Source organism: Microbacterium sp. AC026 (assembly GCF_979258475.1).
In genome coordinates, this window is the sequence record NZ_OZ409857.1 from 2,339,164 (window position 1) to 2,359,752 (window position 20,589).

The following is a 20,589-nucleotide window of genomic DNA, read 5'->3' on the forward strand; positions in this document are numbered from 1 at the left end:
TCATCCAGAATATCCGGGCGCTGTTGTGGATCAGCCGGGGACGTCGACGATGCGCTCCACGCCGGTCACCGGCACGACGGAACCGGCGGACGCCGCCGCGATGTCCTCGACGAGACGGTCGACCTCGTCCGCTGGCGCCCACACCTCGAACGTCGCCAGCGCTGCATAGCGGGCGTCGCCGAGCGTCGCTCCGTGGTGCAGCACCCAGTCGCGCAGGAGGTTGTCGTAGCGCCCGGCATCCGCGTGCGAGACGTCGAACATCACCTGCGTGAGCGACTGCCGGTGCACCGGCCACGCGAGGTCGAGGGCCTCCGAGACCGCTGAGGAGTATGCCCGCACGAGGCCGCCGGCGCCGAGCTTGACCCCGCCGAAGTACCGCGTCACCACGGCCACCACATCGGTCAGCTCTCGCCTGCGCAGCACCTCGAGCATCGGCACGCCCGCGGTGCCCGACGGCTCGCCGTCGTCCGACGAACGTGCCTGGTCTCCGAGGAGTCCGGTGACCATCGCGCTGCAGTTGTGCCGGGCATCCCACCACCGCTTCCGCAACCGTGCGATCACGGCATCCGCCTCGTCGACTGAGGCGACCGGCGCGACGGTCGCGATGAATCGTGACTTCTTGATGACGAGCTCGTGCTCCACAGGCGCGGCGATCGTCGCCGGGTAGCTGCGGGGCGGAGTCATCCGCCTCAGACTACCCAGCGCCGGCGCGGGCTCACCGGTCGACGAACGACATCTGCTGCGGGTTGTAGCGGTCGCCCTGCACCCCGACGCGAGCGGCGAGCTGGTCGAGATCCGCCATCTCGTCTGCCGAGAGCGCCACGGCCGCCGCTCCCGCGTTCTCGGCGATGCGCGAGGTGCGGCGGGTGCCGGGGATCGGCACGATCCACGGTTCGCGGGCGAGCAGCCAGGCCAGCGCGATCTGGCCGGACGATGCGTCCTTCGCCTCGGCGAGTGCCGTGACGTGACTCACGAGGGCCTGGTTCGCCGCCCGGTTCTCCTCGCTGAAGCGGGGGATCGTGCCGCGGATGTCTCCGTCTGCGAATGAGGTGGTCTGGTCGACGGTGCCGGTGAGGAACCCCTTGCCCAGAGGGCTGAAGGGTACGAAGCCGATGCCGAGCTCACCGAGCATCGGCAGCACCTCCGCTTCGGGATCGCGGGTCCACAGCGAGTACTCGCTCTGCAGCGCGGTGACCGGCTGCACGGCATGCGCGCGTCGGATGGTGGATGCCGAGGCCTCGGAGAGCCCGAAATGGCGCACCTTGCCTTCGGCGATCAGCTCCGACACCGTGCCCGCGACGTCTTCGATCGGCACGTCCGGGTCGACGCGGTGCTGGTAGAAGAGGTCGATCACGTCGGTGCGCAGGCGCCGCAGCGATGCCTCCGCGACGCGGCGGATCTGCTCGGGGCGGCTGTCGAGCCCGACGCTCTTGCCATCTTCGATGCGCCACCCGAACTTCGTCGCGATCACGACCTGGTCGCGGATCGGCTCGAGCGCCTCGCCGACGAGCTCTTCGTTGACATAGGGCCCGTACACCTCCGCGGTGTCGAAGAACGTGACGCCGAGGTCGAGAGCCGACCGCAGCACGCCGATCATCTCGTCGCGGCTGCCGGGATTGGGTCCGTAGCTCTGCGACATCCCCATGCAGCCGAGTCCGACTGCCGAGACCTCGAGGCCCTGTCCGAGTGTGCGAGTGTGCATGCCGTGTCCTTTCGTCAGGCCCGACGCTACGCGCACGCTCGCTGCTGAGGGAGGGCCTGTCGGAACCTCCCACAGGCAGCCGCCGTTCACGATTCAGCACGAGCAGTCCCGGACACAGCAGAACCGGCCGATTCGTCAGGAATCGGCCGGCTCATGCTGAATTGTGAACGCCGAGCCGTCGCGACTACTCCGTCGAGTCGTCGCGCAGGTAGGCGATGTGCGCGGCGTGCCGGGTCAGGTGGTTCTGCGACTTCCGCACGAACAGCCACGCGACGAGCAGCAGCACGAACCAGATCGGGGTCACGAGCAGCGCGGTCAGCGTGTCGGGCTGTGTCGTCAACGCCCACAGGATGAACACGAAGAACGCGAGCACGACGTAGACCATGAAGATGCCGCCCGGCATCCGGAACCTCGATGCGGCGACCTTCTCGGGCCGCCGGCGCCGGTAGACGAGGTAGCTGCACAGGAAGATCGTCCAGACGAACATGAAGCACACCGCCGAGACCGTGGTGACCATGTCGAACGCGGTGCCGATGTCCTTGCCGGCGTAGAGCAGCACGACACCCGACAGCAGCAGGATGCACGACAGGAACAGCGCGTTCTGCGGCACGCGGCGCTTCGACAGGCGCCCGAACAGCCGGGGCGCATCGCCGTCCTGTGCGAGCCCGAACACCATGCGCGAGGTCGAGTAGATGCCCGAGTTGGCGCTCGACATGGCCGAGGTCAGCACGACGAGGTTCACGACGGTCGCGGCGATGCCGAGGCCCGCGAGAGCGAACATCGCGATGAAGGGGCTCTCGCCCGCGACGTACTCGGTCCAGGGCGTGACGGCCATCAGGATGACGAGGGCGCCGACGTAGAAGAGCAGGATGCGGATCGGGATCGCGTTGATCGCCTTCGGCAGATTCTTCTCGGGGTCCTTCGTCTCGGCCGCGGCGGTGCCGACGAGCTCGACGCCGACGAACGCGAAGACAGCGATCTGGAACCCGGCGACGAAGCCCATGAACCCGTGCGGGAACATGCCGCCGTGATCCCACAGGTTCGCGAAGCTCGCCGTGCCCGCATCGTGCTGGAAGCCGGTCAAGATCATCACGAGACCCGTGATGATGAGCGCCACGATCGCCACGATCTTGATGAGCGCGAACCAGAACTCCATCTCGCCGAAGGCGGCGACGGTGGGCAGGTTCAGCGCGAGCAGGATGACGATCACCAGCACGCCGGGGATCCACAACGGGATGCCGGGGAACAGCGCATCCGTGTAGCCGGCGATCGCGATCACGTCGGCGACTCCGGTGACGACCCAGCAGAACCAGTAGGTCCATCCGGTGAAGAACCCCGCCCACGGGCCGAGCAGGTCGCTGGCGAAGTCGCTGAACGACTTGTACTTGAGGTTCGAGAGCAGCAGCTCGCCCATCGCCCGCATGACGAAGAACAGCATGAAGCCGATGATCATGTAGACGAAGATGACCGAGGGGCCCGCGACCGAGATGGTCTTGCCGCTGCCCATGAACAGGCCGGTGCCGATCGCGCCGCCGATCGCGAGCAGCTGGATGTGCCGGTTGCTCAGTGCCCGCTTCAGGTGCTGCTCGTCGCCGTCGGCCGATCCGTCCACCCCGACGGATCCGCCTGTCTTCTCTGTCGTCATCGCTCGAACCTCCGGTGTTCCGTGCCGCGTCCCGCTGCGGCATCCTTCCGACCGTACTTGGCGATCGGGGATGGCATCCAACCGAATCGATTCGATATCCTGGTACGACCCCCGATCATCCCCCAGTTCTGCGAGCCTCTTCTCTCATGGCCACCTCTCTGACCACGGGCCGTCCGTGGCGTGTCATCCTGTCGTTCTCCATTCCCCTGCTGCTCGGAAACGTCGTGCAGCAGATGTACCAGTTCGCCGACGCCGTCGTCGTCGGCCGGCACCTCGGCGTCGAGTCCCTCGCAGCCGTCGGCGCCACCGGCAGCCTGCTGTTCCTGCTCATCGGCTTCGCCTGGGGTCTGACCAGCGGTTTCGCGATCCCCATCGCGCAGGCGTTCGGAGCGGGTGACGGTGCCGCCGTGCGCCGCTCCGTCGCGACCGGCGTGATCCTGACCGGAATCACGAGCGTGGTGCTCACGATCGTCGCGCCCCTGATCGCCCGGCCCGTGCTCGAGCTGCTGCAGACGCCGGCCGAGCTCATGCCCGAGGCGACGGTCTTCACCCAGATCAGCTTCATCGGCGCGAGCGCGACGATGTTCTTCAACTACCTCTCGGCGATCATCCGGGCGATCGGCGACTCGCGCACACCGCTCATCTTCCTGACCGTCTCGTGCGCGCTCAACGTCGGCCTCGTGATCCTGATGGTCGGTCCGCTCGAGTGGGGAGTCGGCGGCGCAGCCCTCGCGACCGTGGTGGCCCAGGCCGTCTCCGTCGCACTGTGCCTCGAGTTCGTGCGCCGTCGCCTGCCGATGCTGCACCTGCGTCGTGCCGACTGGCGAGTCACCCGCGACGACTTCAGGGAGCACCTGCGCCTCGGTCTGCCGATGGGATTCCAGGCATCGATCATCGCGATCGGCACGCTCACCGTGCAGGTGGCGCTGAACACGCTCGGCTCGGATGCCGTCGCGGCCTACACGACGGCATCCCGCGTCGACGGCCTCGCGGTCGCCTTCCTCTCGTCGCTGGGCCTCGCGTCGTCGATGTACACGGCGCAGAACCTGGGCGGGCGCCGCCCCGACCGCATCCGTCGAGGGGTCGTCGAGGGCACCTGGATGGCGATCGCCGCCGGCATCGCACTCGGCGTCATCATCATCGCGTTCGGCACGCCGATGGTGCGCCTGTTCGTCGGTGAGGGGTCCGACGAGGTCGTGCGACTCGCGCACCTCATGCTGATCATCAACGGATGCGGGTACTGGGCCCTCGGTGTGCTGTTCGTGCTCCGCGGTGCGCTGCAGGGCCTCGGCCACACACTCATCCCCACCGTCACGGGCGTGATCGAGCTGGTGATGCGCGTGGGAGCGGCCGTCGTGCTCGGCGCGCTCATCGGATTCGAGGGCGTCGCGCTCAGCAACCCTCTCGCCTGGCTCGGCGCGATCGTGCTGCTGGTGCCCGCGTACGTGCGCGCTCACCGGTCGCTCGCCCGCATGCCGGTCGACCCGATCGAGTCCACCGAGACGTCGGCGATGGCGATCATCGGTCCGACCGACGGCTCCATGGTCGTCGATGCGGTCGTCACCCAGCCGGTGCGAGTGGTCAAGAGGTCCCGGTTCGCACGGTTGAAGCGCCGCTGAACAACGCGTCACGGTTGAGGAACATCATCCTTCAGATGGATGCCCAGAATGCCGACACTTCGTAATGTTGGTGATGCGGAGGTTCCGCGGACCGGGGGTCGTGATGACATCGTCAAGGGTGGCAAGCGAACTGGCATCGATACTGGTGCCGATCGGAGTGGTGGGGGCCGTGCTCGCGGCGCTGTGCGCGATCGTGGCGGGAGTCGCGATCATGCGCGGAGCGGCGGGTCTCGCCGGCGGAGCGGTAGGACTGTGGATCCCGAGCGCGATGCTCAGCACCACGGCATCGTTCGCGAATCAGTGGACGCCGCTGCTCGTGTCCGGCATCGTGCTCGTCGCGATGCTGGTGATCGGAGCCGTCGCACGCGGGGTCGTCAACGCGGGCGAGCCTGCCCGTGAGGTCGCCCGCGCCGCGCGGATCCAGGCTGTCGTCGACGCGCCCGAGCCGACGGTCCCGGCGCGCTCCACGAAAGCGCCGAGCACCGGCAGTCAGCCTGCGCTCGCAGGCTGAGCCGCACTCAGCGGTAGTCGCGATCCCGGTGCTGCGCGGCCTCGTCCCCTGAGGCCACGCGCTCGGCCTCTCGGGCGCGCAGTTCGACCCGGCGGATCTTGCCGGAGATCGTCTTGGGCAGCTCGGGCACGAACTCGATGATCCGCACCCAGAGGTGCGAGGACAGCCGGTCGTGGGCGTAGGCGAAGATCGATCGCGCGGCCTCGGCGTCGGATCCGGCCGCGTCGGGGCGCAGGCACACGTACGCCTTCGGGACTGCGAGCCGCGTCGGATCGGGGCTCGGGATCACCGCCGCCTCGATCACGAGGTCGTGCTCCAGCAGCACCGACTCGAGCTCGAACGGCGAGATCTTGTAGTCGGACGCCTTGAACACGTCGTCCGCCCGGCCGATGTAGGTCAGATAGCCGTCGGCATCCCGCTGGGCGATGTCGCCCGTGTGGTGGTATCCGCCGACGCGCGACTCGGCCGTCTTCTCGGGGTCGTCGTAGTACCCGGCCATGAGCCCCACCGGAGGATGCGCCAGGTCGAGCGCGATCTCGCCCTCGTGCTCGGCGAGCTCACCGGTCGCGGGGTCGAGCAGCACGACGGGGTATCCGGGCAGGGGTCGTCCCATCGATCCGATCTTGACGACCTGACCGGGGAGTTGCCCACGCAGGCCGTCATCTCGGTCTGGCCGAAGCCGTCGCGGATCGTGCCTCCCCACGCCTCCTGCACCCGGTCGATGACCTCGGGGTTCAGCGGTTCGCCGGCTCCGACGAGCTCGCGCGGCGGGTGGGTCAAGCGCCCGAGGTCGGCCTGGATCAGCATCCGCCACACGGTGGGCGGCGCGCAGAACGTCGAGACATGATGCGTGTCCATGACCTGCATGAGGGTGTTCGCGTCGAAGCGGTCGTAGTTGTAGACGAACACGGTCGCCTCGGCGAGAAAGGGCGAGTAGAAGCTCGACCACGCGTGCTTCGCCCAACCCGGCGACGAGATGTTCAGGTGCACGTCGTCGGGGCGCACACCGAGCCACCACATGGTCGACAGATGCCCGATCGGGTACGACACGTGGGTGTGCTGCACGAGCTTCGGACGGTTGGTCGTGCCGCTCGTGAAGTAGAGCAGAGCCGTGTCATCGGCGGGGGTCGCGGCGTCGGGCTCGAAGGTCGTCGGAGCGTCGGCGGAATCGTCGAAGCGCGTCCACCCGGCCGGAATGCCCTCGCCCACCCCGATGCGCAGGACGTCGCCGTCGATGTCGGTGATGCGCTCGGCCAGGCCGCCGAGCGTCACGATGGCGCGGGCGCGTCCGTGGTCGACGCGGTAGGCCAGGTCGGATGCCGAGAGCAACGTCGAGGTGGGGATCGACACCGCGCCGACCTTGGTGATGGCGAGCATCACCTCCCAGAGTTCGATGGTGTTGCCGAGCATCACGATGACGTGGTCGCCGCGCCCGATGCCGAGTCCTGTGAGCCAGGCGGCGACCTGGTCGGAGCGGTTCGACAGCTCTCCGTAGGTCCACGACTCGAGGCTGAGGTCGGCTGACACGATCTGCACCGCCGGGCGGTCGGGCGACTCGCCGGCGATCACGTCGAACCATTCGAGCGCGAAGTTGAACTCAGCGGGCGCAGGCCAGGCGAACCCCTCGCGTGCCGCGGCGTAGTCCGTCGCGTTCGCGAACAGGAAGTCGCGCATCTCTCTGATCGCGGTCGTGGCTGCGGTGGCGCTGCGGCTCATTCTGGGCTCCTTTGCTCGGCAGACGTGTTCCATCCTCGCACCGAGCGCAGACGCCGGCCTCTGACCCCCGCACCTGCGGAAGGAGATCCCTCGCTCAGAAGGACCGAATCCACTGCCTGGTCCTTCGGTGCGAGGGATCTCCTCCTGAACGGAGGCCCGAACACGGGCAAAAGAGCGGGCGGGAGCCGCGGCTAGGGCAGACGGATCGTCCCCGTGGCGATGCGCTCGGTCGGCATCCGATCGCGGTTGTACGTGATCTCGTCGTATCCGTGCGGCGTCGGCATCCCGTCGTCGTCCAGGCTCACGAAAACGATCTTCTCGATCGTGAGGATGCGCTTGCGCGTGATCATGTTGCGGGCGACGGCGCGCATGGTCAGAGACGTGGTGCCGAAGTGCGTGGCCTGCAGGCCGATCTCGATCAGGTCGCCCTGCACGGCTGAGGCCTCGAAGTTGATCTCGGAGATGTGCTTCGTCACGGCCCGATAATTGCCCAGCTGCACGATCGCGTAGATCGCGGCCTCTTCGTCGATCCACTTCAGCAGGCTGCCGCCGAACAGCGATCCGTTCGCGTTGAGGTCTTCCGGCTTCACCCATTTGCGGGTGCGGAAGTTGATGCCGTCTTCGGACCACTGCCACTCGGGTGTCTTCTGCTTCGCCATGCTACGAGGGTAGGAGCCGCGTGAGTCGGGGGTGTTACGCGAGGATGCCGAACCGATCTGCACGAGTGGATGTGCTGGGGGAGATCTGCTCTGGGCCGATCTGCCGCGAGCGGATACTCGCCCGCACTCCGACACGGCGGCGGATGCTGGGGCCATGAGCGAAGACAACCCCATCCCGCAGTTCGGCCCCGAGGCCCGCCGGGCACTGTTCCACGAACGAGTGCTCGTGCTCGACGGCGCCCTCGACGACGACAACGGCACGCTGCTCATGACGCAGCTGCTCACCCTCTCGGCGGAGGATCCGACGACCGACATCGCCCTGTGGATCCATTCGCCCGGTGGTTCCGTGCCGTCGATGCTCGCGATCCGCGACCTCATGACCCTCGTGCCGAACGACGTGTCGACCCTCGCACTCGGGCTCGCGTGCAGCGCCGGGCAGTTCCTCCTCTCAGCCGGGGCGAGGGGCAAGCGCAGGGCGCTCCCGCACGCGCGCATCCTCATGCATCAGGGCTCGGCCGGGATCGGCGGCTCGGCGGGCGAGCTCGAGACGCAGGCCGACGACCTGAGGCACATGCGCGACACCGTGCTCGGGCTGATCGCGGCCGACACCGGACAGCCCGTGGAGCGCATCTTCGAGGACTCGCTGCACGACCGCTGGTACACGGCGGAGCAGGCGAAGGACTATGGCTTCATCGACGAGATCGTCGCCTCGCTCGCGGATCTCATGCCGCGTCGTCGGGCCCGGGTCGGGCTGGGGGCGGGCGCATGAGCGGCTACACGATCCCCAACGTCATCGCGCAGCATCCGCGCGGTGAACGCGTCATGGACGTCTACTCGCACCTGCTCGCCGAGCGGGTCATCTATCTCGGCACCGGCATCGACGCCGGAGTCGCCAACGCGTTGATCGCGCAGCTGCTGCACCTCGATGCCGACAGCCAGGATTCCGGCATCCAGTTCTACATCAACAGCGAAGGTGGCGACCCGGGGGCGGCGCTCGCGATCTACGACACCATGCAGCACGTTCGTCCGGCGATCGCGACGACGTGTGTGGGTCAGGCGATCGGGCCGGCGGCGCTGCTGGTCGCGGCAGGGGCTCCGGGACAGCGGGCAGCTCTCGCGCACGCCCGCATCGTGCTGCATCAGCCGGCGGGCCAGTCGCGGGGAGCGATCCCCGACCTCATCCTCGCGGCGGACGAGGTCGTGCGGGTGCGTTCCGACATGGAGTCGATCCTCGCCAGGCACAGCGGACGCTCGCTGAGCGAGCTGCGCGCCGACACCGACCGGGATCGCGTCTTCACGGCATCCGCCGCCCGGGACTACGGTCTGGTCGACACCGTGCTGGGGGAGCGGGCGGACTGAGGGGCCACGGCGTTCGTCTGCAGGATCGGGGCACGGATGCAGGATGATTCTGCCGTTCTGGTCCTGCATCCGTGCCGAACTCCTGCAGACGGGCTGACCTGCAGACGGACGGACCTGCAGACGGACGGACCTTCAGACGGACGGACCTTCGGACGGGCGGGCAGACGAGACGAGCCGTCAGGCGGCGAGGGCGAAGGCCCCGCGGGTGGCGGACACCGCAGCGGATGCCGGCGCCATCGTCGCCTGGCGCAGCTCGTCGGCCACGGCGCTCGTCAGTTCGATCAGCGAGGTGTCGAGGGCCCCGGCGATCGCCGCGATCATCTCGCTCGACGGCTCCTTGAGTCCCCGTTCGACCTCGGAGAGGTATTGCGGGGAGACTCCGGCGTTCCCTGCCGTCTCGGTCAGGGTCTCGTCCCGGTCGTGTCGTCGACGGCGCAGCTGGTCGCCGACCATCTGGCGCCATAAGGGCTCGGGCTCACTGGGACGAGGGCGGGCAGAGCGAGGTGCGCGAGGGAACGGGACGAGGTCGGCCATGCCTCACGATAATCCGCCGTCAGCGCACGATTCGAGCCGTTCTGCTCACAGCAGAAATCAGGCCTCGGTGCGCTCTGAAGGCGCATCGATGGTCCCATCGGCAGCGTCGGTCGCCGCCCAGCTGGCCAGCATCCGCAACTTGTCGGCCGATGCCGTTCCCGGCTCCGCCGTGTAGGTCGACATCTGCAGGCCCGGGTCGGCAGGCAGCTCGAACGCTTCGTAGGTGAGTTCCATCTCGCCGACGACGGGGTGGTTGATCCTCTTGACGCCGCTGCGGTGGAAGCGCACGTTGTGCGCCGCCCACAGGGTGCGGAACCGCTCACTGCGCGTCGACAGCTCGCCGACGAGATCGGTGAGCTTGCGGTCGAACGGGTTGCGCCCCGCTTCGCCGCGCATCGCGGCCACGAGCTCCTGGGTGTTTCGCTCCCATTCGGGGTAGAACGTCTGTGCGGCCGGGTCGAGGAAGGCGAAGCGGGCGCTGTTCGGCACCGGGGTCGTGAAGAGCGGCGCATAGAGCGCGCGGCCGAGCGCGTTCGCCGCGAGGTAGTCGAAGTAGTTGTTGCGCACGATCGCCGGCGCCTCGGTCATCGCGTCGAGCAGGCGCAGGATGCTGGGGCGCAGCGTCTCGACCTTCTTGCGCGGCTTGCGGGCGACGGGTGAGGCGTTCGCGGTGCGGGCGAGATCGAACAGATGCGCGGTCTCGGCCTCGTCGAGCTGAAGAGCACGGGCGAGCGCATCGAGCACGCTGTCGGAGACGCCGGACAGATCGCCCCGTTCGAGCCGGGTGTAATAGTCGACGCTGACGCCGGCGAGCAGCGACACCTCTTCACGGCGCAGCCCCGGCACACGGCGGTTGCCGCCGAATGCGGGGAGGCCGGCCTGGTCGGGGGTGATGCGGTCGCGCCTCGACGAGAGGAATTCGCGCACCTCGCTGCGGGTGTCCATGTATGCGACGGTACGCCCCCTGTCGCGAGGGAGGGAGGTACTGGTGGACTCTCCCTCGCGTGGGAGCGGACGCGCACACTGGAGGTATGACGATGAACATCACGCTCAACACCGGCATCGAGATGCCCGCCCTCGGCTTCGGAGTGTTCCAGGCCGCTCCGGACGAGACGGTCGATGCCGTCAGCACCGCTCTCGAGACCGGCTACCGCCTGATCGACACCGCCGCTGCGTACGGCAACGAGCGCGAGGTGGGCGAGGCGATCCGCCGCACCGGTATCGCGCGCGACGAGGTCTTCATCGAGACCAAGGTCTGGATCAGCGATTTCGGCTACGACGAGACCCTGCACGCGTTCGAGAAGTCGACGGGCAAGCTCGGGGTCGATCAGCTCGACCTGCTGATCCTGCACCAGGCCCTGCCGACCCGCTTCGACCTCACCCTGGGTGCCTATAAGGCGCTCGAGACCCTGCTCGCCGACGGTCGGGTGCGCGCCATCGGCGTCAGCAACTTCATGGCGGGGCACCTCGACAAGCTGGCGGCGGAGACGAGCATCGTCCCCGCGCTCAACCAGATCGAGGTGCACCCCTACTTCCAGCAGCGCGAGGTGCAGCAGGCGGATGCCGCGGCCGGCATCGTCACCCAGGCGTGGTCGCCCATCGGCGGCATCACGGCCTACCGCCCCAACGGCGCATCCGTCTTCGACGACGAGACGCTCACGGCCATCGCCGCAGAGCACGGCAAGTCGCCGGCACAGGTGATGCTGCGCTGGCACCTGCAGCAGGGTCGCTCCGCGCTGCCGAAGTCGGTGCGTCCCGCCCGCATCGCCGAGAACTTCGACGTCTTCGACTTCGAGCTCACCGCCGACCAGCTCGACGCGATCGATGCGCTCGACACCGGTGTGCGCCGTGGCCCTGAGCCCGAGGACGTCACGCTCGAGACCTTCGGCCGCGAGATCCCCGAGGCGTGACCTAGAGAGCGGCGGCGACGCCGGGGAGCAGCTTGGCCGTGATCGTGCCGAGCTGCTCCTCTCCTCTGCGGTCAGAGGGTCGAGGATCAGTTCGCGGATCTGCGCCACATGAACGGGCGCCGCCGCCCGCAGCAGGTCACGACCGGCATCCGTCAGCGCAGCGGTCAGCGTGCGCTTGTCGCTGCTGCACGAGGTGCGCGTCACCCAGCCGCGGTCTTCGAGCGAGTCGATCGCGTGGCTGAGTCGTGAGCGGCTGAGCCCGGCGATCTGCGCGAGCTCGGTCATCGGGATCGCGCGATCACCCTGACCTGCGAGGGTCACCAGGATCGCGTAGTGCGAGTGCTTGAGCCCGGTCTCGGCCTTGAGCGTGCGATCGAGCACCTGCGGCAGCAGCTGCACGAACCGGATGGTCGGCAGCCACGTCTGCATCTCCGCATCGTCGAGCCTCCGCTCGCTCGCCGGCTGCGCGTTCATCAGGCGGCTGACAGGTCGAGCGTGTGCGAGGTGTGGTCGCGCTTGGCCTCGAGGTAGCGGTGGTTCGCGTCCGACAGGTGCACGCCGGTGCGCACCTGCTCGGTGACGCGGATGCCGAGGGCGTCGAGCTGTGCCGCCTTGTCGGGGTTGTTGCTCAGCAGACGGATGCTGTCGACGCCCACCGCCTGCAGCATCTGCGCGGCGATCGTGTAGTCGCGTTCGTCTTCGCCGCGGCCGAGTGCGACGTTCGCCTCGTACGTGTCGAGGCCGGCATCCTGCAGCGCGTACGCGTCGAGCTTGGCGTAGAGGCCGATGCCCCGACCCTCCTGGCGCAGGTAGAGCAGGAACCCGCCGTCTTCGGCGATGCGCTCGACGGCTTCACGCAGTTGCGGGCCGCAGTCGCAGCGCTCAGAACCGAACACGTCACCGGTCAGGCATTCGCTGTGCGGACGCACGAGGGGTGCGTCGCCGCCGTCGGCCGCGCGCTCCAGGGCGGCCCTCCAGTCGCCGAGCCCGAGCAGCAGGTGCTCGCGGCCGTCGATCAGTCCGTCGAACGTGACGACATCCGCCGTGGTCGAGAACCCGTCGGCGAAGCGCATCGGCACGCGCACCCGCGTCCGCTCTGTGGCGACCGGAACGACGGTTGAAGTTTCAATCATGTCGGGTGCAACGCGCCGACGCCTGCGATATTCCCGCTGGCGCACTACTCCACGGAACGACGACGCACGGGCTTGAGCTCGCTGGCGAGGATGCCGAGCACCACGAGTGCTCCGCCGATCAGTGCGGCGACGGGCAGGCGTTCACCGGCGATGCGCCCGATCACGGCCGCCCAGACCGGTTCGCCCGCATAGATGATCGTCGCGCGGGTCGGGGACACGGACTTCTGGGCCCAGTTCATCGTGAGCTGGATGACGCAGCTCGCCGCTCCGAGTCCGACTGCGCAGCCGACCCAGATCCACGAGAACTCGGGCAGGCCCTCGCCGACGACCGGCATGGTGAGGATGCCGAGCACTCCGGCGGTGAGGAGCTGGATGATCGTGATCCTGCCGAGGTCGATCCGACCGGCGAACACGCTGATCAGGACGATCTCGGCCGCGATGGGCAGGGTGCTGATGAGCGTCAGGATCTCGCCCGCCCCGAGGGTCAGGGCGAACGCATCGGGTCCCGCGATGAGCAGCAGTCCGAGAAACGCGAGCGCGGCGCCCACGAACGCCATGGCCGGTGGGCGCTTGCGGAAGACGGCCCACTGCGCGAGCGGCACGAGAGGGATGTACATCGCGGTGATGAACGCCGAGGTGCTCGAATCGATGGTCTGCAGCCCGACGGTCTGCAATCCGTATCCGAGATAGATCATCACGCCGATCGCGACCCCGGCGCCGATGTCGCGCCAGCGGATGCCGCGCAGCGCCCGTCGGAAGATGACGATGCTGATCGCGCCGGCGACCAGGAACCGGATGCCGACGAAGAACCACGGCCCCGAGTGCTGCATCGCCCAGTGCACCAGGAGGAATGTGCTGCCCCAGACCGCCGTCACGGCGATGAGGGCGACCTCCTGTCGGCGCAGGCTCATGAAGCGGAATCGAGTGGACATGCTGTCCTTTCTCGACGCGGCCGGGACGAGCCTAGCGCCGCGCCGACCGCCGTCTCGAATCGCCGGTCGGCCCGATATGTCGACGGAATACAGCCGGGTGCGCGATCCGGACGGCGTCTCGCTAGCCTCGGATCATGAGCAACTTCGTGAGCGCCACCGAACTGCGCGATCTGCTGACGTCCGAGACCCCCGTGCGTGTGATCGACGTGCGCTGGCGACTCGACCGGCCCGACGGCCGAGAGGACTACCTCGCGGGCCACATCCCGGGGGCGGTCTTCGTGCCGCTCGCGACCGAGCTCGCCACCCACGGCGAACCCTCGGACGGCCGGCACCCCCTGCCCTCCACAGCGACGCTCCAGGATGCCGCCCGGCGGTGGGGTGTGAACCGGGGTGACGTCGTCGTCGCCTATGACGACGCCAAGGGAGTCAGTGCGTCACGAGCATGGTGGCTGCTGCGTCAGGGCGGTGTCGACGTGCGCGTCCTCGACGGCGGCATCCGCGCGTGGACGGCCGCCGGCCTTCCGGTCGCCGAAGATGACGTGCAGGCCGAGCCCAGCGACGTCGTCCTCGACGAGATCGGCGGCGATGCGATCTCGATCGACGAGGCCGCCTCGTTCGTCGACACCGGTGTGCTGCTCGACGCGCGCGCGCCGGATCGCTATCGGGGAGAGCACGAGCCTTTCGATCCGATCCCCGGGCACATTCCGGGCGCGCTCAACGTCCCGATGGCCGCCCATCTGGATGCCGAGGGCCGGATCCTCGACACGCACACCCTTCAGGCGACCTTCGCCGCCCTCGGGGTGACCGAGGGGACGCCCGTCGCGGCCTACTGCGGCTCGGGCATCACTGCGGCGCACACCGCGCTGGTGCTGGATGAGATCGGCATCGAGGCGAAGGTCTTCCCCGGCTCGTGGAGCCAGTGGTCGAACACTCCGGGACGCCCGGTCGCGGTCGGCGATCAACCCGGGTGAGTCGGTCGGCTCCGAGCTCGCAGGCGGGCGCGGTCAGCGCCCGTCGGCGTAGCTCCAGGCGACGCCGAGCAGTCCGGGTCCGAATGCGCGTCGCACCTGGTGCACCGAATTGCGGCCCTCGAGCGACAGCTCGGTGAGCGTCGAGCCGTCCGGGGTCTCGACGCGCTCTTCGATCCGGTCGGGCAGCGCGTCGGGGTGGAATCGCGTCCACACCAGCAGCTCCCTGGTCTGCCGGGCGACGGCATGACCCGTCTCGCGCTGGGGCGGATAGTCCGGGGGTAGGCGACCGACCACTCGACCATCGCGGTGCTCGGAGCGGTCAGAGGAACGTCGAGTTCGAACAGGACGCCGTGCACCTCGCCGTTCGGGTGCGAGTACCGGGCAGCGATGCGTCCTCCCGCCACCGCCTCGATGAACGGGGCGGGAGTGCTGATGCCCGGTGTCATCTCGAGGAACGGGATCGACGCGACGGTGCCGACGGTCGACTGCACGATGCTGCGCGTGATCGAGTACGAGACGTTGCCCGCGGCATCCACGTCCGTCACCGAGTGGGTCGTGAGTTCGCGCGACGTGTCGGGGTACTCCGCGCCGAGAGCGGCGAACGCCTCTTTGACGGCGTCCTCGAGCTCCTGCTCGTCGAGCGGGAAGAGGTTGGGTCCGAGCGGACCGGTGCGGTTCGTGGTGCCGAGCAGGGCGGTGAGAGAGCCGGGCTCGAGGTGCAGCAGCTGCTCGATGTCGCCGAGCGCGGCCATCGACTGGGCACCCTCGGGGCGCCGAGCTCCGGACCGCCAGTAGCTGAGCGTCGCCATGGACACGCTGTTGCCGCGGGCGCGCAGCTGCTCGTGCAGCCGCGCCAGAGTCAATCCACGCGCATTGATCGCGTCGCGGAAGGACGCTGCGAATACATCGGCATATCGGCGCAGACCACTTTCCATGCTCATCACAGCACCCCCTCCGGTATGTGAAGAATCGAGCCCTAGAGTGAGCATACGACCACACCAGCATCGCGTAGGGGACGAGGTGCTATTTCTGGGGTCTATCGGCTGAGCAGTCGTGAGCAGGGTGCCCGACCTCGCGACCACTCGGCCTGACGCAGTGTCGCCCCCGTCGCTGCGTTCTGTCGCGGGGCCTGATGATCGATCTGGGGAGATCCATCGGGCCCCGCGAACACCTCTCCGGTGTCGGCGCTCACTCAGCGCCCCCGCGTAGACTGGGGGGAACACCCCGGAGGACCCTCGATCTTCATGTCTGCCACCGCCCGCGCGTTCACCGTGCGTCATCTTCAGCTGCTGCGCGCGCTCTTCGCCGCCGCCGCTGCAGTGATGATCACCTTCTCGCCCGATCACTCGGCGGCCGTCGGTCTCTCCGTCTTCAGCGGCTTCGTGCTCACCACCGGCCTCGTGATGATCGTCGCCGCGTGGCTCGTCTTCCCGGCCGGTCAGCGCTGGCCGTCCGTCGTGTTCGCCCTGCTGAGCTTCGTCGCCGGGATGACCGCCGGTGTGCCCGCATGGCGTACCGAAGACCTCTTCTTCGTCGTCGTGATCGCCTGGGCGGTCTCGACCGGCATCCTCGAGCTCGTCGTCGGACTCCGTGCTCGCAAAGCCGGCGATGCAACCGCACGGGACTCGATCACCCTCGGCGCCTTCGGCCTGCTGCTGGCCGTGCTCCTGATCGCGATCCCGGCGGGCTTCGTGCAGCCGTACGCCATCGAGGGAGCCGGTGCGTTCGAGCTGACCGGCATCATCCTCGGCGTCGGGATGTTCGGCGGATACGCGGCCATCGTCGCGGTCTTCCTCGGCATCGCCGGTCTGACCCCGAAGCGAGCGGATGCTGTCGCCGCCGGGACCACGATCGAGAACGACCCCGCCCCCGCCGGGCACGGAGGAGAGCGATGAGCGACGAGAAGCCCACCCGACGCGACATTCTGCGCCCGCTGCACCTGCTGGGCATTGCTCTCGGCTGCGGCGTCTTCGCCGCGGTGGTGACGCTCGTGTCGACCGGCGCCTTCACCGCCCGGGTGAACAACGCCATCGCGAACGGCACCTACGACGGCCTCACGCCGATCGCGCTCGGCCTGGTGGTCGGCGGCGGCGCATTCATCGTCACGCTGCTGTTCCTCGCGATGCTGATCCTCGTGGTCGACCCGGCCGAGGTCACCAAGAAGGTCGACCGCCCCGTGCTGTTCGACCCCGAGACTCCCGACGAGCCGGGCGCCGACAAGCCGGGCCGCACGTCCTCCTCCTGACCGGATCGCAAGCTCCTCCTGACCGGATCGCAAGGTTCTCCATCGCGACCGGAATAGTCCCGGGCTGCGACGGCTTGTCCCTGTAGTGACTGCCTCGATCGACCGCGCCTCCATCGGACTCAGGTCGGAACGAGGCCCGGTGCTCGGGGCCCTCATGCTCGCCACGGGGCTGATCGCGATCGACGCGACGATCCTCGCGACCGCGGTGCCCAGCATCGTGCGCGATCTGGGCAGCTACCAGCAGTTCCCCTGGCTCTTCTCGGTCTATCTGCTCGCACAGGCGGTCAGCGTGCCGATCTACTCGCGCTTCGCCGATACCGTCGGCCGCAAGCCGATCATCCTGCTCGGCATCGCGCTGTTCCTGCTCGGGTCGGTCCTCTCCGGCTTCGCCTGGAGCATGACCGCCCTGATCGTGTTCCGCATCATCCAGGGCCTCGGCGCCGGTGCCGTCGCGCCGATGTCGATGACGATCGTCGGCGACATCTACACGGTCGCCGAGCGCGCCAAGGTGCAGGGGTACATCGCCTCGGTGTGGGCGATCTCCTCTGTCGTCGGGCCGGCGCTCGGCGGCATCTTCGCCCAGCTCGACGCCTGGCGGTGGATCTTCTGGGTCAACATCCCGCTGTGTCTGATCGCGGGATGGATGCTGCTGCGGCGGTATCACGAAGAGAAGCAGACGCAGCGTCATCGCATCGACTACGCCGGTGCCGTGCTGCTCACGGTCGGACTCACGGGCCTGATCCTCGGGATGCTGGAGGGCGGCAACGCCTGGGCGTGGCTGTCGATCCCCAGTGCCGTCTGTTTCGGACTCGGCGCCGCGGCGCTCGTGGCCTTCGGCCTCGTCGAGCGTCGCGCAGCCGAGCCGATCGTGGACCTGCGCCTGGCGGCGCGGCCGCTGATCCTCACGACCACGATCGTCTCCCTGGGCGTCGGCGCCCTGATGACCGGCGTGACGAGCTTCGCACCCGCATATCTGGAAGGGTCCATCGGCATCGCACCGCTGCTGTCGGGGTTGGCCGTCGCGGCGCTCACACTCGGCTGGCCGCTCGCCGCAGCGAACGCGGGCCGGCTGTACATGCGGATCGGTTTCCGACGCACAGCGCTCACCGGCATGTCGATCACCGCGGTCGCGGCGATCGCTCTGGCGGTGGTCTCTCCCTGGCCCAATCCGTTCTCGATCGCCGCCGTGGCATTCGTCCTGGGCTTCGGCCTCGGCTGGAGCGCCGCCCCGACGCTGATCGCGGCTCAGGCCTCGGTCGGCTGGGGCGAGCGGGGTGCCGTGACCGGCATGAACGCCTTCGCCCGCTCGGCGGGCAGCGCGCTCGGGGTGGCCGTGTTCGGCGCGATCTCGAACTCGGTGATCGCGCAGGGCGCGGGGCCCGAGGACCCGGCGACCATCATCTCGGCATCCGTCTGGGTGTTCATCGCTGCCGCCGTCGTGGCCGTGCTCACCCTGATCGCCGCGGCGTTCATGCCGCGGGATCCGGCGGGCGCGCACTCCGGAGAGCCCCGCCCCTAGCCCGCACGGCGTTGGTGACCCGGCGCCGGGTCAGATTCGTGCGGGGTCGCTTCGCTGCGGGGTCGCTTGGCTGCGGGGTCACTTGGCTGCGGGGTCACTTTCGCATCCGATTCGGCCGATTGCGGTGCGTTTCTGGCCCCGCATCGCGCGCGCGGTGCGTTTCTGGCCCCGCACCGAACGAGCGGATGCCTCAGCGGCACCCGCTCGTTCGCGCTACTTCGCGAGCTGCTCGGCGATGCCGGTGTACGAGGCGGGGGTGAGGGCGAGCAGACGCTGCTTCGCGGCATCCCCGATCTCGAGTCCCTCGACGAACTCCGCCAGGTCCGCGGCGCCCACGCGGTGACCGCGGGTGAGCTCCTTCAGCAGCGCGTAGGGGTCGCTGATCGACGAGCGGCCGGCGACGACCTCCGCGCGGATGACGGTCTGGATTGCTTCGGCGAGGACTTCCCAGTTCACGTCGAGGTCGGCGAGCAGCACGTCGCGCGAGAGCGAGATGGCGTTCAGACCGCGACGCAGGTTGTCGATCGCGAGCAGCGAGTGGCCGAACGCGACGCCGATGTTGCGCTGCGTCGTCGAGTCGGTGAGGTCGCGCTGCAGTCGGCTGGTGACGAGGGTCTGTCCGAGGGATGCCAGCAGGGCGCCGGAGATCTCGAGGTTGGCCTCGGCGTTCTCGAACCGGATCGGGTTGATCTTGTGCGGCATCGTCGACGATCCGGTCGCGCCCGCGACGGGGATCTGCGCGAAGTAGCCGAGCGAGATGTACGTCCAGATGTCGGTGGCGAGATTGTGCAGGATCCCGCCGGCGTGACGCACGCGATCGTAGAGCTCGACCTGCCAGTCGTGCGACTCGATCTGCGTCGTCAGCAGGTTGAAACCCAGACCCAGGCCCTCGATGTACTCGCGCGAGATGGTGGGCCAGTCGGCGTCGGGGTCGGCGGCGATGTGCGCCGACCAGGTGCCGGTCGCGCCCGAGAACTTGGCGAGGTAGTCGGATGCCGCGATCTGCGCGCGCACGCGCTCGAGACGCCACGCGAAGACGGCGAGCTCCTTGCCCATGGTCGACGGAGTGGCCGGCTGACCGTGGGTGCGGGAGAGCATCGCGGCGTCGGCGTGCTCGGCGGCCAGCTCGCGGAGCTTCGCGATCACGACGTCGAGACCCGGCAGCCAGACCTCCTCGACCGCGCGCTTGACGGTCAGGGCGTAGGACGCGGAGTTGATGTCCTCGCTTGTGCAGGCGAAGTGGGTGAGCTCGGCGATCGCGTCGAGGCCGAGGGCCGACAGGCGGTCGCGCACGAGGTACTCGATCGCCTTCACGTCGTGCTGCGTGACGGCTTCCTTCTCGGCGAGCCAGTCGATCTCGGCCTGGCCGAAGTCGCGGTAGAGGGCGCGCAGGCGCTCCTTGTCGGCATCCGACAGGGGGCTCGTCTCGAAGAGCGAGCGGTCGGTGAGCGCGATCAGCCACTCCACCTCGACCTCGACACGGGCGCGGTTGAGGCCGGCCTCCGAGAGGAAGTCGGCGAGGCCGGTGACGGCGCCGCGGTAGCGACCGTCGAGGGGGCTCAGCGGCTGGGGCGGGAGCGAAGGCTGGAAAGTCAGGGGAGTCCTCCTGATCGGGCCCCGGGAGTGCGGGGCGTGCGGGGCTGGCGGAGAGCCGGCTCGAGCTGGCGGAACAGCCCGCGAGTCGCGGTCTCAATCATACCGAGCACCGAATCGAACATCTCGGCGCCGGCGTAGTAGGGGTCGGGGACGTCCTGGCTGTGCGCGTCGGGGTCGAAGGCGAGCAGCAGGGTGACCTTGCCCTCCTCGTCCTCGTTGGCGGCCCACTCGCGCAGGATGCGCTCATGAGTGCGGTCGAGGGCGACGACGAGGTCGTTTTCCGAGAAGGAGGAGAAGGTGAACTGCTTCGCGCGGTGGAGTGAGCCGTCGTAGCCGCGGCGGCTGAGGGAATCGAGAGTGCGGTGGTCGGCCCGTTCGCCGAGGTGCCAATCGCCCGTTCCCGCGCTGCGGGAGACGATCCGCGAGCCGAGACCCTGACGTTCCGCGAGATCGCGGAACACCACCTCCGCCATCGGAGAGCGGCAGATGTTCCCCGTGCACACGAAGATCACGCGGAAGGGATCCGGGGATGTCACCG

The 20,589-nt window shown here is 68.7% G+C and carries 20 protein-coding genes and 2 pseudogenes; 9 read left to right on the forward strand and 13 right to left on the reverse strand.

Annotation, left to right across the window (positions count from 1 at the left end; translation table 11 throughout):
• Positions 1-30: 30 nt before the first annotated feature.
• From ACZZ93_RS11650 to cycA, 3 genes are all read right to left on the reverse strand, one after another.
• Positions 31-684: an IMPACT family protein gene (locus tag ACZZ93_RS11650; protein WP_463511148.1), complete on the reverse strand. Its 654-nt coding sequence runs from the start codon at positions 682-684 to the stop codon at positions 31-33.
• Between the two features lie 31 nt (positions 685-715).
• Positions 716-1,702, reverse strand: coding sequence for an aldo/keto reductase (locus ACZZ93_RS11655; protein WP_372984686.1), 987 nt, complete (start codon positions 1,700-1,702; stop codon positions 716-718).
• A 184-nt stretch (positions 1,703-1,886) separates the two neighbouring features.
• Positions 1,887-3,347: a D-serine/D-alanine/glycine transporter gene (gene cycA / locus ACZZ93_RS11660; protein WP_463511149.1), complete on the reverse strand. Its 1,461-nt coding sequence runs from the start codon at positions 3,345-3,347 to the stop codon at positions 1,887-1,889.
• Positions 3,348-3,493: 146 nt separating this feature from the next.
• On the opposite strand from cycA, the gene ACZZ93_RS11665 reads away from it, so the two are divergent.
• Entirely contained in the window at positions 3,494-4,966 is a 1,473-nt protein-coding gene (locus ACZZ93_RS11665) for an MATE family efflux transporter (RefSeq protein WP_072592114.1), read from the forward strand.
• A 118-nt stretch (positions 4,967-5,084) separates the two neighbouring features.
• Positions 5,085-5,477 (forward strand): hypothetical protein, encoded by a 393-nt coding sequence (locus ACZZ93_RS11670; protein ID WP_463511150.1) that lies wholly within the window; start codon positions 5,085-5,087, stop codon positions 5,475-5,477.
• Between the two features lie 7 nt (positions 5,478-5,484).
• On the opposite strand, the pseudogene ACZZ93_RS11675 reads toward ACZZ93_RS11670, so the two are convergent.
• Both ACZZ93_RS11675 and ACZZ93_RS11680 read right to left on the reverse strand, forming a co-directional pair.
• Positions 5,485-7,193 (reverse strand): annotated as a pseudogene (locus ACZZ93_RS11675) (AMP-binding protein).
• 191 nt (positions 7,194-7,384) lie between these two features.
• Positions 7,385-7,852 (reverse strand): acyl-CoA thioesterase, encoded by a 468-nt coding sequence (locus tag ACZZ93_RS11680; protein WP_072592111.1) that lies wholly within the window; start codon positions 7,850-7,852, stop codon positions 7,385-7,387.
• A 154-nt stretch (positions 7,853-8,006) separates the two neighbouring features.
• Here ACZZ93_RS11680 and ACZZ93_RS11685 point away from each other — a divergent pair, with 154 nt between their 5' ends.
• Complete coding sequence (locus tag ACZZ93_RS11685) at positions 8,007-8,621, forward strand: ClpP family protease (RefSeq protein ID WP_285363513.1); 615 nt, start codon at positions 8,007-8,009, stop codon at positions 8,619-8,621.
• Positions 8,618-9,211 carry a ClpP family protease gene (locus ACZZ93_RS11690; RefSeq protein WP_053098157.1) on the forward strand — a complete coding sequence of 198 codons (594 nt, stop codon included), beginning with the start codon at positions 8,618-8,620 and terminating at the stop codon, positions 9,209-9,211. Before ACZZ93_RS11685 ends, ACZZ93_RS11690 begins: the two co-directional genes overlap by 4 nt.
• Positions 9,212-9,388: 177 nt before the next feature.
• Here the strand turns inward: ACZZ93_RS11690 and ACZZ93_RS11695 are convergent, their stop codons facing one another.
• The gene (locus ACZZ93_RS11695; RefSeq protein ID WP_230100911.1) at positions 9,389-9,664 is read right to left on the reverse strand and encodes a helix-turn-helix domain-containing protein; all 276 of its coding nucleotides are present in this window, start codon (positions 9,662-9,664) and stop codon (positions 9,389-9,391) included.
• A gap of 138 nt (positions 9,665-9,802) precedes the next feature.
• The gene (locus tag ACZZ93_RS11700) at positions 9,803-10,690 is read right to left on the reverse strand and encodes a helix-turn-helix transcriptional regulator (protein WP_053098155.1); all 888 of its coding nucleotides are present in this window, start codon (positions 10,688-10,690) and stop codon (positions 9,803-9,805) included.
• A gap of 92 nt (positions 10,691-10,782) precedes the next feature.
• On the opposite strand from ACZZ93_RS11700, the gene ACZZ93_RS11705 reads away from it, so the two are divergent.
• On the forward strand, positions 10,783-11,655 hold the full coding sequence (locus ACZZ93_RS11705) for an aldo/keto reductase (RefSeq protein ID WP_463511739.1): 873 nt from the start codon (positions 10,783-10,785) through the stop codon (positions 11,653-11,655).
• Positions 11,656-11,883: 228 nt separating this feature from the next.
• Here the strand turns inward: ACZZ93_RS11705 and ACZZ93_RS11710 are convergent.
• The 3 genes and pseudogenes from ACZZ93_RS11710 to ACZZ93_RS11720 form a co-directional block, all read right to left on the reverse strand.
• Positions 11,884-12,129, reverse strand: a pseudogene (locus ACZZ93_RS11710) (MarR family transcriptional regulator); the annotation flags it as partial.
• Positions 12,129-12,788 carry a GTP cyclohydrolase II gene (locus ACZZ93_RS11715; protein WP_372984683.1) on the reverse strand — a complete coding sequence of 220 codons (660 nt, stop codon included), beginning with the start codon at positions 12,786-12,788 and terminating at the stop codon, positions 12,129-12,131. The pseudogene ACZZ93_RS11710 and the gene ACZZ93_RS11715, both read right to left, overlap by 1 nt.
• A 44-nt stretch (positions 12,789-12,832) precedes the next feature.
• Positions 12,833-13,720, reverse strand: coding sequence for a DMT family transporter (locus tag ACZZ93_RS11720; protein WP_463511151.1), 888 nt, complete (start codon positions 13,718-13,720; stop codon positions 12,833-12,835).
• Positions 13,721-13,854: 134 nt separating this feature from the next.
• Between ACZZ93_RS11720 and ACZZ93_RS11725 the strand changes: the two genes are divergently transcribed.
• A complete protein-coding gene (locus ACZZ93_RS11725) occupies positions 13,855-14,691 on the forward strand; it encodes a sulfurtransferase (protein WP_463511152.1) in 837 nt (278 codons plus the stop codon).
• Here the strand turns inward: ACZZ93_RS11725 and ACZZ93_RS11730 are convergent.
• Complete coding sequence (locus tag ACZZ93_RS11730) at positions 14,679-15,632, reverse strand: hypothetical protein (protein ID WP_463511153.1); 954 nt, start codon at positions 15,630-15,632, stop codon at positions 14,679-14,681. The two genes, ACZZ93_RS11725 and ACZZ93_RS11730, sit on opposite strands and share 13 nt — an antisense overlap.
• Positions 15,633-15,935: 303 nt before the next feature.
• On the opposite strand from ACZZ93_RS11730, the gene ACZZ93_RS11735 reads away from it, so the two are divergent.
• The 3 genes from ACZZ93_RS11735 to ACZZ93_RS11745 all read left to right on the forward strand — a co-directional run bounded on the left by ACZZ93_RS11735 (position 15,936) and on the right by ACZZ93_RS11745 (position 18,455).
• Positions 15,936-16,586, forward strand: a complete 651-nt coding sequence (locus ACZZ93_RS11735) for an acyl-CoA synthetase (protein WP_394195119.1) — start codon at positions 15,936-15,938, stop codon at positions 16,584-16,586.
• Complete coding sequence (locus tag ACZZ93_RS11740; protein ID WP_053098147.1) at positions 16,583-16,936, forward strand: hypothetical protein; 354 nt, start codon at positions 16,583-16,585, stop codon at positions 16,934-16,936. The genes ACZZ93_RS11735 and ACZZ93_RS11740 overlap by 4 nt, the downstream gene beginning before the upstream one ends.
• Positions 16,937-17,021: 85 nt before the next feature.
• Entirely contained in the window at positions 17,022-18,455 is a 1,434-nt protein-coding gene (locus ACZZ93_RS11745) for an MFS transporter (protein ID WP_463511154.1), read from the forward strand.
• 213 nt (positions 18,456-18,668) lie between these two features.
• Here ACZZ93_RS11745 and purB read toward each other — a convergent pair whose 3' ends face one another.
• Both purB and ACZZ93_RS11755 read right to left on the reverse strand, forming a co-directional pair.
• A complete protein-coding gene (gene purB / locus ACZZ93_RS11750; protein WP_056275439.1) occupies positions 18,669-20,051 on the reverse strand; it encodes an adenylosuccinate lyase in 1,383 nt (460 codons plus the stop codon).
• Entirely contained in the window at positions 20,048-20,524 is a 477-nt protein-coding gene (locus ACZZ93_RS11755) for a low molecular weight protein-tyrosine-phosphatase (RefSeq protein ID WP_230100954.1), read from the reverse strand. The genes purB and ACZZ93_RS11755 overlap by 4 nt, the downstream gene beginning before the upstream one ends.
• Between the last annotated feature and the right edge of the window lie 65 nt (positions 20,525-20,589).

Bases quoted from the DNA above. Each gene is read 5' to 3' on its own strand.
- ACZZ93_RS11735 (WP_394195119.1), top strand. From the start codon at position 15,936: ATGTCTGCCACCGCCCGCGCGTTCACCGTGCGTCATCTTCAGCTGCTG.
- ACZZ93_RS11755 (WP_230100954.1), bottom strand. From the start codon at position 20,524: ATGGCGGAGGTGGTGTTCCGCGATCTCGCGGAACGTCAGGGTCTCGGC.
- cycA (WP_463511149.1), bottom strand. From the start codon at position 3,347: ATGACGACAGAGAAGACAGGCGGATCCGTCGGGGTGGACGGATCGGCC.
- ACZZ93_RS11705 (WP_463511739.1), top strand. From the start codon at position 10,783: ATGAACATCACGCTCAACACCGGCATCGAGATGCCCGCCCTCGGCTTC.
- ACZZ93_RS11720 (WP_463511151.1), bottom strand. From the start codon at position 13,720: ATGTCCACTCGATTCCGCTTCATGAGCCTGCGCCGACAGGAGGTCGCC.
- ACZZ93_RS11650 (WP_463511148.1), bottom strand. From the start codon at position 684: ATGACTCCGCCCCGCAGCTACCCGGCGACGATCGCCGCGCCTGTGGAG.
- ACZZ93_RS11730 (WP_463511153.1), bottom strand. From the start codon at position 15,632: ATGAGCATGGAAAGTGGTCTGCGCCGATATGCCGATGTATTCGCAGCG.
- ACZZ93_RS11700 (WP_053098155.1), bottom strand. From the start codon at position 10,690: ATGGACACCCGCAGCGAGGTGCGCGAATTCCTCTCGTCGAGGCGCGAC.
- ACZZ93_RS11665 (WP_072592114.1), top strand. From the start codon at position 3,494: ATGGCCACCTCTCTGACCACGGGCCGTCCGTGGCGTGTCATCCTGTCG.
- ACZZ93_RS11740 (WP_053098147.1), top strand. From the start codon at position 16,583: ATGAGCGACGAGAAGCCCACCCGACGCGACATTCTGCGCCCGCTGCAC.
- ACZZ93_RS11690 (WP_053098157.1), top strand. From the start codon at position 8,618: ATGAGCGGCTACACGATCCCCAACGTCATCGCGCAGCATCCGCGCGGT.
- ACZZ93_RS11655 (WP_372984686.1), bottom strand. From the start codon at position 1,702: ATGCACACTCGCACACTCGGACAGGGCCTCGAGGTCTCGGCAGTCGGA.
- ACZZ93_RS11725 (WP_463511152.1), top strand. From the start codon at position 13,855: ATGAGCAACTTCGTGAGCGCCACCGAACTGCGCGATCTGCTGACGTCC.
- ACZZ93_RS11685 (WP_285363513.1), top strand. From the start codon at position 8,007: ATGAGCGAAGACAACCCCATCCCGCAGTTCGGCCCCGAGGCCCGCCGG.
- ACZZ93_RS11715 (WP_372984683.1), bottom strand. From the start codon at position 12,788: ATGATTGAAACTTCAACCGTCGTTCCGGTCGCCACAGAGCGGACGCGG.
- ACZZ93_RS11680 (WP_072592111.1), bottom strand. From the start codon at position 7,852: ATGGCGAAGCAGAAGACACCCGAGTGGCAGTGGTCCGAAGACGGCATC.
- ACZZ93_RS11695 (WP_230100911.1), bottom strand. From the start codon at position 9,664: ATGGTCGGCGACCAGCTGCGCCGTCGACGACACGACCGGGACGAGACC.